Raw genomic sequence first — 13,654 nt, forward strand, 5'->3', positions numbered from 1 at the left:
GGCCGCATTCGTTCGGCGCAGAATACCGACTTGGCGAACATGGTTACGGCGCAATCATGTTCCCGCTGCTGGCATCCAGGAAGGCGACGAGCTCGCCCGCGCACTGGCATTCGTGCGCAAGCTGCCGATTTGGTTCACTTATCGGTGTCGAGAATCGTTCGTTTTATCGACACCGGGCCGCCGGGACCGGAAGTCCTGGTCGCCCTCGCGCCGCGAGAGTCTGAAAAACGTGTCGAAAACCCTTGGTGTCCAACAAGTGTCAGACCTTTCTCGTCCAGTCCGGGCATGACCGATACCTTCGACCGGCCGCCCACGCTCGTCCTCGACGGTGATGCACTCGATCCGATCGGCGGGGTCGGCAACGGACGAGTGTCCACCAAGGGGCAGAACTGTGACTCGCGGCGGAAATTGGCGGTGTTCTCGCGCCGTTGAGTGGCGGTCTGGTGAACACGGTCGGGTGGTGCCGATGACGAGGGGGCTGCGGGAGGTTTCTATGACGTCGGCGGCTCGGGCGTGAACACCCGCCTGGCCTCGGAGGGTGAGGCACACGGGTCGGCTGTACACGGCGAACTCGTCATCGCCACTGGCCGGTCCGACGTGTTCGCCGTGGATCGCCGAGATTCCGTGTCTATTTGCGGTATTCGCGGAACGTGGCGCGCAGGTCGTCGACGATGAGGTCGGGTTCTTCCATGGCGGCGAAGTGGCCGCCGCGGTCGAATTCGGTCCAGCGCACGATGTTGTGGTTACGTTCGGCGATGCGGCGGACCGGGATACCGAGGTCGTGCGGCATCACCGCCACGGCGACCGGCACGTCGGTCTCGGGTTCCGACGCTCCCCACGTGGCGGCGCCTTCGTAGTAGTAGCGCGCCGACGATCCCGCGGTAGCGTTGAGCCAGTAGATCATGACGTTGGTCAGCATTGCGTCACGGTCGACGGCGTCTTCGGGTGCGTTGGTGGAGTCGGTCCAGTCCTTGAAGCGTTCGACGATCCAGGCCAGTTGGCCCACCGGTGAATCGGCGAGGGCATAGGACAGGGTCTGGGGGCGGCTTGCCTGCAGCATCGCGTAGGCGCCGAGTTCGTATTGGGCGCGCCGGACCAGTTCGAGGGCACGCCGTTCGGCAGGGTTGTCGAGGTCGGCGGTCTCCGGGGTGACCGTGGCGGAGGCGATCATCGTCAGATGCACGGCGACCAGGTGTTCGGCGTCGATGACCGCCAGCTGTCGAGAGATCGCGGCGCCGGTGTCTTCACCGTGCGCGGCGTAGCGGTCGTAGCCGAGTCGGCGCATCAGTTCCGCCCATGCCTGTGCGGCCCGTGCGGTCGACCAGCCGACGGCAGGCCCGGAGAAGCCGTAGCCGGGGATGGTGGGCACGACGACGTGGAAGGCGTCCTCTGCTTTGCCGCCGTGGGCCACCGGGTCCGTCAACGGCCCGATCACATCGAGGAATTCCACGATCGATCCGGGCCATCCGTGCGTGAGCACCAACGGCAATGCGTCGGGTTCTGCCGAGCGGACGTGGATGAAATGCACGTCGTGGCCGTCGATTTCGGTGCGGAACTGCGGGAAGGAGTTGAGTCGGGTCTCCTGGGCCCGCCAATCGTAAGTGTTGCGCCAGTAGTCGACCAGCTCTCTGGTGTAGTCGAGCGGGATGCCCTGTCGCCACCCCGCACCGGGATCCGCGTCGGTCCAGCGGGTGGCGTCCAATCGCCGATTCAAGTCGTCGAGCTGCTCTTGGGGGACATCGATCCGGAACGCGGTGATCTCTGTGCTCATGAGAATCACACTAGGACCCAGCTAGGACAGCTTCTGCCCTAGGTTTGAGGAAGAGTGTGTCGTGTGTTGGAGACCTCAGCCCGGCTGCTCGAACTCCTGTCGCTGCTGCAGGTCACCAATCCGGCAGAGACCGATCGCGACAATCTGCCCATACCTGATGTATCGCAGTTCATCTGCGCGACCACACACCGGATCAACTGGCAACGGACAGATGCGTTGTTGCTGTTGGGCACGGCCTGGAGGCAGGTGCAGGGCAACACCTGGCGGTCTCCTCCAGACCGTGCTGTTCCCTGCTGCGCTGTCTGCTTTCAGCGCGGCAGGGTGCTCATCAGGTGTTGTGCTGGGGTGGAATTCGTCGGCGAGGTCGGCGACGTCGTCGCTGTTCGGGGTAGTCGGTTTCGTTGGTCGTTGCTGGTGAGGGCGTGTGTGCCGGGCGGGGGAGCCGTTTCGTTGGTTTGCTGGTTTGGTCGATTGCGGCGGTGATGTCGGAGGCGGTGAGGAACCACGTCCGGCCTGCCTTATGTCCCGGAAGGTTGCCTGCTCTGAGTTGTATGAGGTACCAGCGTCGTGATTTGCCGAGAGCCTGCGCGCCTACTTCGACTGGGTATGTGGGCTCGTGTGGGGGTGACACCTCGTGACCGACTTCGGTGGCCGGCTCACTTGGACGACTATCCATCTGCGACAACCTGATTCGGCGCAGGGTGAGACCATCGCAGGTGTGACGTCGAAGGCGGCCCCTCGGTGTCGGCGAGCAATAGGGGAGGCGCTGCAGCCGATTCTGAGGGATAGGAATCTGGCCAGACGCGGATCAGTGACCTTTGCGTCCGGAAAACGCTTGCTTGCATTGAGTTGTGACCTCGTTACAGGCCGATCCGCGCGTCTACCCCTATAGCAATGAAAGCGTGTTGGACGCGGATTCGCCAGTCCGAGTGCGGCGGTTGGTTCAGATATGTGCGGTATTGCCTTTCGCTTGTCACGTATTTGGCTACGCGACAGAGCATTCCGGCTCTTCGAACGTCGGTGGGGAGGATCGGTCGCTGTGACCTCCGTCGCATAGCGCTGGCAAGATTCGGTGGACCGAGGCGAGCTGACCGGCACTTTGGCGGTCTCGCGCAATTCGTATCGTTCGTTGTCCCGGTTCAGCTCGATTAGGCGATAGTGCTGTCATCTGCTCGACAACCTCGTTGTGGCTCAGGTCATTTCGCATGAGTAGGTCGTGGAGGTCCGTCCACGATGCGTCTTCGGGCGTAGGCGGTTCGTCGCGGGATTTGATTCGTTCCGCCGCCGCGTTGCATCCGCTGGGCGTGATTCCGTGGTTCGGCCTCGTCGGATCGAGGCCTGCTGACCGCGGCCGCGCTATTTGTCGTCGTTCCAGCTGTGCCAAAACGAAGTGTTGCCGCTGGCGATGACCGCTTTCAGAGCGCTGGGGCGTAGGTCTGTCGTGTCGATCTGGTCTATTGGGAGCCAGTCGAATTCGAGGTGGTCTTCTCGAGTGGACGGTGTGCCGTCGAGTTCTGCGTCGAAGATGAGGTCGATTTCGTGGTGTGCGTTGCCACGATCGGTGTACCTGTGCTCGATTACACCGGCGAAGCCGGTGATCCTGCCTGCGGTTCCGAGTTCTTCGGCGAGTTCGCGGATGAGTGCGGATTCGACGGGTTCGCCGGGTTCGACATGTCCGCCGGGGAGGAAGGTCCATGTTTTGCCGCGTTCGCGTGCCACGAGTAGCCGACCGTCATCGCGGATGATCGCGCGGGCAATGATTTCGGTGGCGGCGCTCATCGGTGGCTCTTCGTGTCGAAGGTCGTTTTGGTGTGGATAGGGTGATTTCGGAGCTTACCGCTGAGGTTATGGCGGTTGGGGCAGGTTGTTGCCGACGTGGGCGTGGTACTTGGTCCGGCTGGCCATAACCAGCTTCCGGCCCGCCAACCGCGTGAATGGGTGGTGTGAAGGGCTGGTCTGCTATCCGTTGGTCCGGAGATCCCATAGTCGGTTGGTGTCGGAGTTGCACTGGTACTGCGGGACGATCGTTCCATTGCTTGTGCTTCAGAGATCCCCGCGTTCACTCCCCGCTGTCAGCCTGTACTGACCGTCGGCGCATCAGAACCGGAACCGCACGATGCGGGTGGACCGTTTCATGCCCGGTAGCAGGTTCAGAAGGCGGAACATGCGGCGTACGTTCGCGGGTGCCTTGGCCATCAGCACCGGTGAGTCGTTCATCGGCGCCTCGTCGACGTATTCGAGGCGCGGGTGCCAATCGGCCAGCGCGGCCGGATCGTTGAAGCCGCAGTGGAATTGGGTGTCGTATTTGCGCAGGGTGGGGTCCCATTTCGAGGTGCGCCACGCCCAGACCGGCACCGTGTCGAGCTGTATTCGGCCGGTGGGGAAGGCGTCGACGATGCTGGTCAGCAGCCGCCGGACGTCGGTCTCGGTCAGGTAGGGCACCAGGCCCTCGGCGATCATCAGCACGGGCCGGCCGCGGGGGATACGGTCCAGCCAGGTCAGGTCGGTGACGCTGGAGCCGATCAGGGTGTAGTGCTTTCGCGGCGGCAGGAATTGTTGGCGCAGTTCGATGATGGAGGGGTAGTCCAGGTCGTACCAGTCGACGGTGGCAGGCGGGTCGATCCGGTATACGCGGGCGTCGAGGCCGCAGCCCAGGTGCAGCACCACCGCGTCGGGGTGATCGGCGAGGTAGCTTCGGGCCCAGTCGTCGTGGGCCTTGGCGCGTACGACGGCGGCGAGGCCCATCTGGCTGGTGCCGAATCTGCGTTTGTCGTAGTCGGGGTCGAGGCGGCGCATCGTCTGCTCGGCGTATTTGTCGCCGAGGATCGGGTCCGACAGCCGGTTGTCCAGTGCTTTGGCCCTGAGAACGGGACTCACGGTCTTCTGCACTCCGACGAGTCCGGTGTCTTTCACGCCAGCGACAGTACTCACATTTCGGCCCCGCCTATCGAGGCGACGCCCGGCCGCCACCGCGCGATGCCGGATCGTTTCGACGGGTGTTCGCGGGTGTGGACGAGCCGAAAACCGTATTTCCGACCTGCCCAGCTTTCCGGCTCGGCTCCGTCCTCTATCGCGCGGTGAACCGGCTGATGCCTGCCGGAGGCGATCGAATTGCGGGGGTCGGCGTGTGCCCGCGGTACTCGGAAATGGAAGTGGTAATGGTGACACCGGGCCGATATCCTGTGCATATTGTGGGGAGGCTGACCATGGACGATGCCCTGCAAATACCGCATCTGAGAGCCACAGCAGACTTGGAACTGCGCCCGTGGTCGTTGTCTGCGGCAGACCTCGAGCTTGTTAGGGAAGCCTCTGCCGACGACCTGATTCCTATAACCACGGTGCCGGCGACCTTCTCGCGCGAGGCCGCAACGCGGTTTGTCGAACGCCAGCGGCAACGAGCGACCGATCGAACCGGATACCCGATGGTGATCGTCCGGCGACGGGACAACACACCACTGGGAAGTATCGACCTGTCGTTGAAGGACATCGACGAAGGCCGCGCATCGCTCGGCTACTGGGTGGTCCGCTCTGCCCGCGGCCATGGCGTCGCCGCGCATGCTCTGGCGGCAATGGCTACCTGGGCGCTGGAAGAGCTGCATATCCCACGGCTCCAGCTCTATGTGGAACCTTGGAACCGCGCTTCGATCCGCACTGCGGAGAGAGCCGGTTTCGAATGCGAAGGGCTCCTCAGATCGTGGCAGAAGGTCGGCAATCGACGCCGCGACATGTTCATGTACGCGCGCCTGGCAACGGGAACCCTCGCCGAGGCGGATCGGGTTTGCACCGGTTAGACCTCAATGACCGGTTGCCGGCGGTCGCGGATGATCGTGAACCGATATCACTGCTGGCACAGTGTTCGATAGGCCCCGGCCGGGGTACTCGCCTCGTGGTCGACCTCCACGGCCTCGCTTGTCAAATTAGTCGCGACTACGCTTGATCTGCGTTTGTACGCACAGCCAGTGGATAAATCCGCTCGAAAACATCTGATGAATCGCTTCACCCTCTCTATGAGAGGACCGTCCGATGGGTTTTGCAGAAATGCGCCGGTTCCGGCGTGATCCGTTGGGTTTCCTCGAGAATCTGCGCCGGACCAGCCCGGTAGAGGTGTTCGGGCTGCCGTGGGGCGGGTGGTGTGTCGGCGATACGGGTCTGGCGCTGACGGTGTTGAGTGACCGCGCTTTCAATGCGGGAAAGTCCGGGTTCTTCGGTTCTATGCTGCCTTCGCGGTCTGCTCAGGTCGATTTCGGCCGCGCGGTGCGCGCGTTTCTGCGGACGCGTACGCCCGAGTATCGCGAGTCCCTGGCGGCGGCGGTGATCGAAATGCCCTCCGTCACCCGTTGGCCCGCAGCGGGGGTCGAGCTGGTGTATCGGTGCACCGCGGACGTGTTGCTGCACCCCGATGGTTCTCCCGAGTTGCGACGGTTACTGGAGCGAAATGCACGTGTGGGCGCGCTTCGCCCGGCCCGAATGGCGCAGCGGGCGCGGGCGCAGCTGCTGCGCGCCAAGCTGTCTACCGCGCTGAACGAGCAGATCCGGGACCGGCGCAGCGCCACCGGCCGCACTGCGGAAGCCGAACCACGGGATCTGCTCGATGCCGTGATCGGTGCCTGTCCCGACGGCGTCGCCGATACAACGGTGGCGCAGCTGTATGTGCTGATGTTCCGGTCCATTGTGGGACCGCTGGGCTACTCGCTCGCGTGGTCGGTGCTGCTGGGCAGTCTCCACTCTCCCGGCTCACCATGGCCTTGGCCCGTGGACTGGGTGGTACGTGAGGCCCTACGGCACCGGCCGGTCTCCTGGATGGTCAGCCGCCCCGTCCCCTATCCCGCCGAGTTCGGGGGGATAGCCTTCCAGACCGGCGACCTGCTGTCGGTCAGCCCCTATCTGCTCCATCACGACAACAAACACTGGACCAGACCAGGGGCATTCCAACCCGACCGCTGGATTCGACCGAGCGAACACGGCCCATTTGTGCCCTTCAGTTCCGGCCCCTTCACCTGCGCCGGCGCCGCGGTCGCCCACGATCTGGTCACCGATGCAGCCACCACCCTCATCGAGAACACCTCTCTGCGCGTCATCGGCGGCGGTGATACCCGCCCGATCGTGACCAATGCCGCGACCCCCAGACCGTTCACCCTGCGGCGTACCCCCACAAGCCCTGTCCGCGCCCGACCGAGCCCCAGGAAGGAGGTGACATCATGATCAAGGCATTGCGGTTCATCATCACCAACAAGCCGACCCGTACCTGGGACCCCGCTCAATACGGATGATTCTGCTGCCGGCTGGATGGCTCGACCAGCTCTCGGTCAGCGGTGGCGCCCCCGATGACATCGCGTTTCCACCGGGGTCTTTGGAGTGGATGAAACGTCCCGAGATCCCCAACCTGTATGGCGGGTATTCGGGGACACCATCGTGGTGGGACAAGATCGTCGACTACGTCGGGGGCGAGGTGTGGCCCAACGCCATAACCGACACCGCGTATCGAGCGGTTTTCAGCTGCTCGCAGCCGGTGAAGGCTGTGCTGGGTACCTGGTCGTCGATGGCCTGGTGTGGCCTGATCGTGTTGTAGATGACCCGGAGCGGTGAACCTCCATGTCCAGGGCATCACCGTCGGCGATCACACCACGGAACAAGTGCTCGTATTTCAAGGTGCCGAAGAACCGCTCGATCGCACCGTTGGTCTGGGGTGATCGCACCCGCGTGCGGACGTGTCGCAGCAGCGGGTCCGGTCCGGCGAACGCGGTCTCGAGCACCTCACCGCGAAAGCGGGCCGTTGTCCGACACCACCGCGATCGGCGCGGGCGCCCATGCCGAGCGCCTCCCCGCACGGCCCGAGGACCTCGGTCAGCCCACGATCGGCACGCAGGTCATCCAAGTCGAGGATCCGCTCGGCCTCGGTGACAGCGAGCCGCAGGCAGGACAGCGCGGGCCGTCGGAGTGACGGTGATGGCTAGGCAGTATTTCGTCGCGTAGTCGATGACCGCGCAGATCCGCCAGATGCCGCCACCGCTGGTTTCGAATTCGCTGAAATCGGTTGCCAGACTCGATTGCTCGCGGACAGAGCCACCGGCACGGCGTGCGAAGACCGAGCTGCACGGAGTCAGCGCAAATTCATTGCGGGTGGTGGGAGTTCGGCGGGTTCCGTGCTGCGTTTCGGGTGGTGAGCACGGCCTGGGGGCAGGTGCAGGGCAACACCTGGCGGTCCCCTCCAGGCCGTGCCGTTTCCCTGCGGCGCTGCCGGTTTCGGCGCTGCAGGGGGCTCATCAGGTGTGTTGCTGGGGAGGGATTCGTCGTCGAGGTCGTCGCCGGTGGATAGGGCGGCGCGGCTGGTCTGTCGCGTTTTCTGGTGACGGTCTATGGGGTGGTCGGGGGATTGGCGTGATTGGTTTGCTGGTTTTCTCGATCGCGGCGGCGATGTCGGAGGCGGTGAGGAACCATGTCCGGCCTGCCTTGTGGCCGGGCAGGCTGCCCGCTCTGAGTTGCGCGAGGTACCACCGTCGTGATTTACCGAGAGCCTGTGCGCCTACCTCGACTGGATAGGTGGGTTCGTGCGGCGGGGACACTTCGGCGCTGGTGTTGATCGACTGTTCGCGTGAATGACTATCCATCTGCGGCAACCTGATTCGCCACACGATGGGTGCATGGAACGGGTGTCGTGGGGTGCGCGCGGATATCGGCGAGCGGTGCGGGCACCGTTGCGTTCGAGGTGACGGGATGGAAGCTGGGGTGGACGCGGATCGGTGATCCGTGCGTCTGGAAACCGCTTGTATGCATGGAGTTATCGCTTCGGTTGTGCCCTGTCTGCGATTCTCCCTATGACCATGAAACCTGATCGGCTGCGACTTCGCTAGTCCGGAGGCTGTGAGCTGGTCATTTGTGTCGCCGTACTGCGATCACGGGCGTTGCGCCAAATGTTTTGGACGCGGGGACTTTTCGATGCGGCGATCTCGCTTGGGCGCGGGCGCAGTAGGCGGTCGATGCGGCTTGGTTACAGACCGAGATCGTGGTCAGGCTGCAGATAATGAGGTTCGACAGGGCTGTCGAAGTAGTCGCAGGAGTCGTCCTCGGGGGCGTTGTGTTGTTGGCGTAGTTGTTGTTCGGCGGCGGTTTGGGTGGGGGTGAGTTGGGTGCGTCGGTGTTGTTCGGATTGCAGTTGGTCGAGTTCTTGCTGATATTCGGCCGTCAGTGTGTCGGCGTAGGTCGGCTCGGATGGTGTGGTGGATGTCGGCTCGGTTCTCGGCTCGGTGATGGGTTGGGCCAGGATGTGTTCCCAGTCCTCGGCGGGGCCGGCGAGTCGGAGCGCGTCTCGTTGGGCGTTGCGTGCGGTGGTGTGCGCGGAGTTTCGGGCGTGGGTGCGGTGCTGTTGTTGGGTTTGGAGGGTTGTGATCTGGGTGTGGAGTGCGCGGCGTTGACTACGTCGATAGGCCGGTGTGGAGCTGAGTGTGGTTCGGGCGTGGTCGAGTTCGGTGGTGATGGCTTGCAGTGATTGTTCGGCCGCACGGAGTTCGTTGATGCTGGTCTGGGCGTCGCGGATGGCTTGTTTAGCTGCCTGCTGATGGTGCGCGGACGTCTCGGCTTCGCGTTCGGCGTCGGGGGTTGGGATGTACGGGTGGTAGATGAAGGCGTCGGTTTCGGCGAGGGCGATGCGTAGGTGGAGTTCGTCTATGTGTTGTTCGAGTTCGGCATCGGTGAGTATTCCCAGCGCGTCGAGTGTGGGTTCGGTGGCCGGTTCGACATCGTCGGGGGTGTGGTCGACGGTTGCGGCAACGTCTGGCTGGGGCGGATCGGTGGTGGTGTTTTCGTCGAGAACTGTGTGCTCGTCGGCGGTCCGGGTTGGTCTATCGCGGTCGCGGATGTTGGGTGTGGGGGTTTGGAGTTCCAGGCGTGACCAGAGTGCGGCGGCGGGCATTTCATCGGGGAGTGGTCGTAGGGCTGCGGCGTCGCTGAGGAGTGTTTCGATGTCGATTCCGGCGCGGTCGGCGTGGTCGATTTTGTCGGCGAGGGTCGGCCAGTATGGGTCGCTGGTGATGCGTTCGTCGAGTTGTTTGGCCAGTGGTGACCACCGGTTGACGGGGAGATGGATGTCGCCGATGGCGTCGATGACACGGGCATCGAGCAGCTGCTGGTGTTCGCGTTCGAGCACGGGATAGCGTGGTGGTCCGGTCGGGCGCAGGTCACGGTCGTCGATGTGTAGGGACGCCCGCCAGACTGCGAGCTCGGCGAGCAGTTGGCGGTCGCCACCGATGAGTGGCCGTGCCCAATGCGGTGCGGTTGTCGAGGTCCAGGTGGCGATGTCGGTTCGGATCTGGTCGGCGAGGTCGGTCACGATCCGCGCTCGGGCCGACAGATGACCGGCGTCGATGTCGTTGAGTGCGTGAGGTAGTCCGCGTGTCCACGGCAGCGGCCCGACACCACACGAATGCGTGCCGGTTGGATCCAGTCGCCAATCCAGAACTGCGGCAGCATCATCGGCGGTATCGAGTTCCCGACTCGCGGCCGCGGTGTGCAGCGCGGCGATCGGATCGCGACCGGTCAGTGCGATTGTCGCCAGGTGCTGGCGCAGTATCGGGTAGGCGGGGGTGTCGGTGAGCCCGGTGTGCAATGCTTCCGCGGCGGTGTCGAGCTGAGTGAGTTCGTCTGGGCCGAGGGCATGTTCGGCGGCGAGGCCGATCGCGTCGATATAGATATCGACCGCGCGGCCGATCCGTCGGTACGGATCGAGTGCGTCTCGCAGTTCAGTGTGCGCGGACTTTTGTGGGCTGTCGCGGCCGAGGATGCGCAGCAGTACTTCCACCGCGGTGCGCGGAAATACTGCTGGTTCGGTGAAGAAAGATCCTTCGCTGGCGTCCAATGTTGTTGGTAGGTAGCAGTGGTTTGCGTGCGCGCCGCGGGTCATCGCGACGTAGAACTGTGCGCGGGTTTGGTATCCGGTGAGCGCGACGTGACACGTATCGGCGGTGACGCCTTGCGCGGAATCGATCGTTGTCGCGTACCCGAGGCGCACATGTGCGGTCACATATTGCGGCGGAAGTGTCACCGTGTGACCGAGTTCGCGACGCGAACACAGGCGTGTGACGGTCAGACTTCCGTCGTCGTGAACGCGGGAAACGATCCACCGGTATCCGTTGCGAACCCAATCACCGTCGGCAAGACGCAGTCGTGGATCGTTGCGGCGGGTGGCGATCGTGTCACCAACCGAGGCACACAGGCCGTCGGCCAGTGCGCATTCCGGCCCGACTGGTGTATCGGTGCGGGCGATTCGATCGGCGCGGGCGCGGTGGTTGAGTTCGCGCACGATGTCGTGGATGGGGGCGAGCATGATGGTGTCGCGGCCGCTCGAGTGGTCGGCGCTCCATCCGATGTAGGCGTCGTCGTGGGTGGTGGCGTGGCTGCCGGAGTGGATGCGACGGTGGTCGAGATAGAAGCCGAGTGCGGCGGGATCGCCTTCGCGCAGAAGCAGACTGGCGGATGCTTCGGCTGGGGAGGTGAAGCGGACGACGTGGTCGAGGGTGAGGTTGTGGGTGTTGGCGGCGTCGTTCATGTCGGTGTGGGCGCCGCCGGCTTCGATCGAGGGCAGTTGCTTCGGGTCACCGAGGCAGCGGATCGTCGCGTCCCGAGACGCCAGGAACTGCAGCAGGCGAAGGCGTTTGAGGTTCCCGACTTTGACGTGTTCGTCGATGATCACCAACGTGTTCTGGTCGATCTGCAATACCCATTGCGGCAGCGACGGCGGTAACTGGTTCGCTTCGCTGTCCCCGGGTACGGGGGTGTGGCGTGTGAGGACGTCGAGGAGTTTGTCGATGGTCTCGACGCGCGCGCCGATCGACTCACCCAGCACGGATGCGGCCGCGGCCGTGGGAGCGAGTCCGAGGACGGTGCCACCGCTGGCGTGCCATGCGTCGGTGAGCACCCGCATGGCTGTTGTCTTCCCGGAACCGGCGGGTGCGTCGACGGTGCGTACGCGCAGATCTGAGGTGGCGAAGCCCTCGACGACCGCGATCTGACCGGCGTTGAGTGGCCTGTCCGGGTTCGCACTGTTATAGGCATGGACCGCTTGCGTGACGATAGGTTTCGGCAATTGACGGCCACCGGGCTGCACCGCCAGGTCGATCAACTGCTGTTCGGCGCTCAATACTTGCGCTGAGGTGTAGATCTGGGAGCCTGCGGTGGTGTACACGCTGGAGCCGTCGCGACGGGCGAACATCATCGGCACCGCGCGCAGTCGCGGTTGATCGGTGATGTCGGGATCACCGCGGGCGATGGCCGATGTCGGTGACAATGCCTGCGCCACTACCGCTTCAGCGACGCGTTCGCAGTCCTCGAGGCGTATCCGGCCGCGGAGTTGGCGTTCGGTTTCGCTGCGGATGTGGTGGCGTTGCCAGGTCGATCGCTGTGCTGAGATCGTTTCGAGGACGTAGTCGGCGGTGCGTGCGATCCATGCGGCATCGGCCACTGGGCGCGCGTGGTGCGGTGGGCGCAGCACGGTGGAGACCATGCGTGCCAACGCTTCCTGGCTGCCCAGCAGTGTGACGGCCTGGGCTCGCCAGTCGGCGCGTTGTTCCGAGAGTGTGCGTAGTTGTTGCTTGTCGGGGCGTGTTTCCAGCGTTGCGCGGTCCATCAATCCGAACAATTCCGTGGGTATGGGTTCGCGTCCCCACTTGCGTTGGAATGCTGTGGTGAGTTGCCCGAGCCGCTGGGTGATCTCCGCGTCGCGTTGGGACCAGAACTGGTTCAACCGTTCAGGGACGCCGACGATTTCACGGATCGGACGTTTCGACGGATCCACACCGGGACGTTCGGCGAACTCGACACCGACCATTTCTTCGAGATGCATCTCCAAACGGGTGTTGTAGATCTCGGAGACGGTGACGATCGCCTGGTACACCATCGCACCGTCCAGGGTCCGCCAGCGCCCATCGGTGGTGCGGACGCGGTTGGCGATCAGCACATGCGTGTGCAGGTCAGGGTCACCGGCACGGCTCTCCCGATGCGCGAACCGGGCCGCGACCAAGCCCTCGACATCCACTTGGCGGACGCCGTTGCGGCCCAGCCGCGTGTACGTTGCGTTGTGCTCCAACCAGCGCAGCGCGTCATCGACTGCGGCATGGTGGGCGGCTTTGACCTTCTCCGCGACCTCTCGCGGGGCGATCGCCCATAGCGCCGAGACGCTCTTGACCGGACTGAAGGTGATGTCGAAACCGGCGACGGCGGTCGTCTGTGGTCGCGAGTTGCGTGCCACCCACCCCGACAATTCACGTGCATCCATGGGTGCGCGACCGTAGTGTGCTGTGAACATTTCCGTCGCGATTGTGCTGCGAATCTGCGCGCGTTCGTCGTCGGAAATAGCGTCACTAGGGTCCGAACCGTGCGCGATATTGTGTTCTTCGTAGGCTTGCGCGCACCGTTTCCGGAATTCATTGACATCGGAATAGACGCGGAAAGGATGCCCCAACCGTGACGCATTATCGGCTGCCCGCTCGGCGTCTTTGAGTTTGGCGCCTTTGTCCATCTCCTCGTTGAACACGCGGTCTTCGATCTGGTCGGCGTTCGGGTGACGGCCCAACCCGAACAGTGCCTTCATCTGCTCCTCGGTTACCTCGTCACCGGGCTGAATCCCCAACGCGGCCAAGCCTGCACCGTGCCAGCGCCCCGGTGACTCACCACGCGTCGAGTAGTAGTCGGCCAGGCTGGACCGGCCGCGAGCCGATGCATCATTCGCGGCGACATTGCGGAGGTAGTAGAGGTAGCCGTTTCCAGCGACAACCTTATGAAGTGTCGCGGTCATACCTCCAGGAAGCACGACATCTGCTATAAAAGCTAGGGTTGCGGTTCTCCTATTTAGTGGCAAATCCACCAAAAGCACTGGTTGTTATCTAATCGTTA

General features: G+C 63.8%; 10 protein-coding genes. 5 read left to right on the forward strand and 5 right to left on the reverse strand.

Annotated elements, in window-relative coordinates; all coding sequences use genetic code 11:
- Positions 1 to 285: 285 nt before the first annotated feature.
- Positions 286 to 432 carry a hypothetical protein gene (locus ACFYOW_RS12800; protein WP_387287273.1) on the forward strand — a complete coding sequence of 49 codons (147 nt, stop codon included), beginning with the start codon at positions 286 to 288 and terminating at the stop codon, positions 430 to 432.
- 196 nt (positions 433 to 628) lie between these two features.
- Here ACFYOW_RS12800 and ACFYOW_RS12805 read toward each other — a convergent pair whose 3' ends face one another.
- The 3 genes from ACFYOW_RS12805 to ACFYOW_RS12815 all read right to left on the reverse strand — a co-directional run bounded on the left by ACFYOW_RS12805 (position 629) and on the right by ACFYOW_RS12815 (position 4,684).
- Positions 629 to 1,771, reverse strand: a complete 1,143-nt coding sequence (locus ACFYOW_RS12805) for an epoxide hydrolase family protein (RefSeq protein ID WP_387287275.1) — start codon at positions 1,769 to 1,771, stop codon at positions 629 to 631.
- Between the two features lie 1,356 nt (positions 1,772 to 3,127).
- Positions 3,128 to 3,550 carry an NUDIX domain-containing protein gene (locus tag ACFYOW_RS12810; RefSeq protein ID WP_387287277.1) on the reverse strand — a complete coding sequence of 141 codons (423 nt, stop codon included), beginning with the start codon at positions 3,548 to 3,550 and terminating at the stop codon, positions 3,128 to 3,130.
- 318 nt (positions 3,551 to 3,868) lie between these two features.
- Positions 3,869 to 4,684, reverse strand: coding sequence for a class I SAM-dependent methyltransferase (locus ACFYOW_RS12815; protein WP_387287279.1), 816 nt, complete (start codon positions 4,682 to 4,684; stop codon positions 3,869 to 3,871).
- Between the two features lie 95 nt (positions 4,685 to 4,779).
- On the opposite strand from ACFYOW_RS12815, the gene ACFYOW_RS12820 reads away from it, so the two are divergent.
- The 3 genes from ACFYOW_RS12820 to ACFYOW_RS12830 all read left to right on the forward strand — a co-directional run bounded on the left by ACFYOW_RS12820 (position 4,780) and on the right by ACFYOW_RS12830 (position 7,340).
- On the forward strand, positions 4,780 to 5,562 hold the full coding sequence (locus tag ACFYOW_RS12820; RefSeq protein WP_387287281.1) for a GNAT family N-acetyltransferase: 783 nt from the start codon (positions 4,780 to 4,782) through the stop codon (positions 5,560 to 5,562).
- A gap of 232 nt (positions 5,563 to 5,794) precedes the next feature.
- Positions 5,795 to 6,973, forward strand: a complete 1,179-nt coding sequence (locus tag ACFYOW_RS12825) for a cytochrome P450 (RefSeq protein WP_387287283.1) — start codon at positions 5,795 to 5,797, stop codon at positions 6,971 to 6,973.
- 64 nt (positions 6,974 to 7,037) lie between these two features.
- The gene (locus ACFYOW_RS12830; RefSeq protein ID WP_387287520.1) at positions 7,038 to 7,340 is read left to right on the forward strand and encodes a hypothetical protein; all 303 of its coding nucleotides are present in this window, start codon (positions 7,038 to 7,040) and stop codon (positions 7,338 to 7,340) included.
- On the opposite strand, the gene ACFYOW_RS12835 is transcribed toward ACFYOW_RS12830, so the two are convergent.
- The gene (locus ACFYOW_RS12835; RefSeq protein ID WP_387287285.1) at positions 7,264 to 7,599 is read right to left on the reverse strand and encodes an integrase core domain-containing protein; all 336 of its coding nucleotides are present in this window, start codon (positions 7,597 to 7,599) and stop codon (positions 7,264 to 7,266) included. The genes ACFYOW_RS12830 and ACFYOW_RS12835 overlap by 77 nt on opposite strands.
- On the opposite strand from ACFYOW_RS12835, the gene ACFYOW_RS12840 reads away from it, so the two are divergent.
- Complete coding sequence (locus ACFYOW_RS12840) at positions 7,545 to 7,712, forward strand: hypothetical protein (protein WP_387287522.1); 168 nt, start codon at positions 7,545 to 7,547, stop codon at positions 7,710 to 7,712. The two genes, ACFYOW_RS12835 and ACFYOW_RS12840, sit on opposite strands and share 55 nt — an antisense overlap.
- A 1,047-nt stretch (positions 7,713 to 8,759) precedes the next feature.
- On the opposite strand, the gene mobF is transcribed toward ACFYOW_RS12840, so the two are convergent.
- A complete protein-coding gene (mobF, locus tag ACFYOW_RS12845; protein WP_387287287.1) occupies positions 8,760 to 13,556 on the reverse strand; it encodes a MobF family relaxase in 4,797 nt (1,598 codons plus the stop codon).
- Positions 13,557 to 13,654: the final 98 nt, after the last annotated feature.

Source organism: Nocardia sp. NPDC006982, assembly GCF_042869435.1.
Classification (GTDB): Bacteria; Actinomycetota; Actinomycetes; order Mycobacteriales; family Mycobacteriaceae; genus Nocardia.

Coding starts and splice junctions, on each gene's coding strand:
- mobF (WP_387287287.1), bottom strand. CDS start 13,556: ATGACCGCGACACTTCATAAGGTTGTCGCTGGAAACGGCTACCTCTAC.
- ACFYOW_RS12805 (WP_387287275.1), bottom strand. CDS start 1,771: ATGAGCACAGAGATCACCGCGTTCCGGATCGATGTCCCCCAAGAGCAG.
- ACFYOW_RS12800 (WP_387287273.1), top strand. CDS start 286: ATGACCGATACCTTCGACCGGCCGCCCACGCTCGTCCTCGACGGTGAT.
- ACFYOW_RS12825 (WP_387287283.1), top strand. CDS start 5,795: ATGGGTTTTGCAGAAATGCGCCGGTTCCGGCGTGATCCGTTGGGTTTC.
- ACFYOW_RS12830 (WP_387287520.1), top strand. CDS start 7,038: ATGATTCTGCTGCCGGCTGGATGGCTCGACCAGCTCTCGGTCAGCGGT.
- ACFYOW_RS12810 (WP_387287277.1), bottom strand. CDS start 3,550: ATGAGCGCCGCCACCGAAATCATTGCCCGCGCGATCATCCGCGATGAC.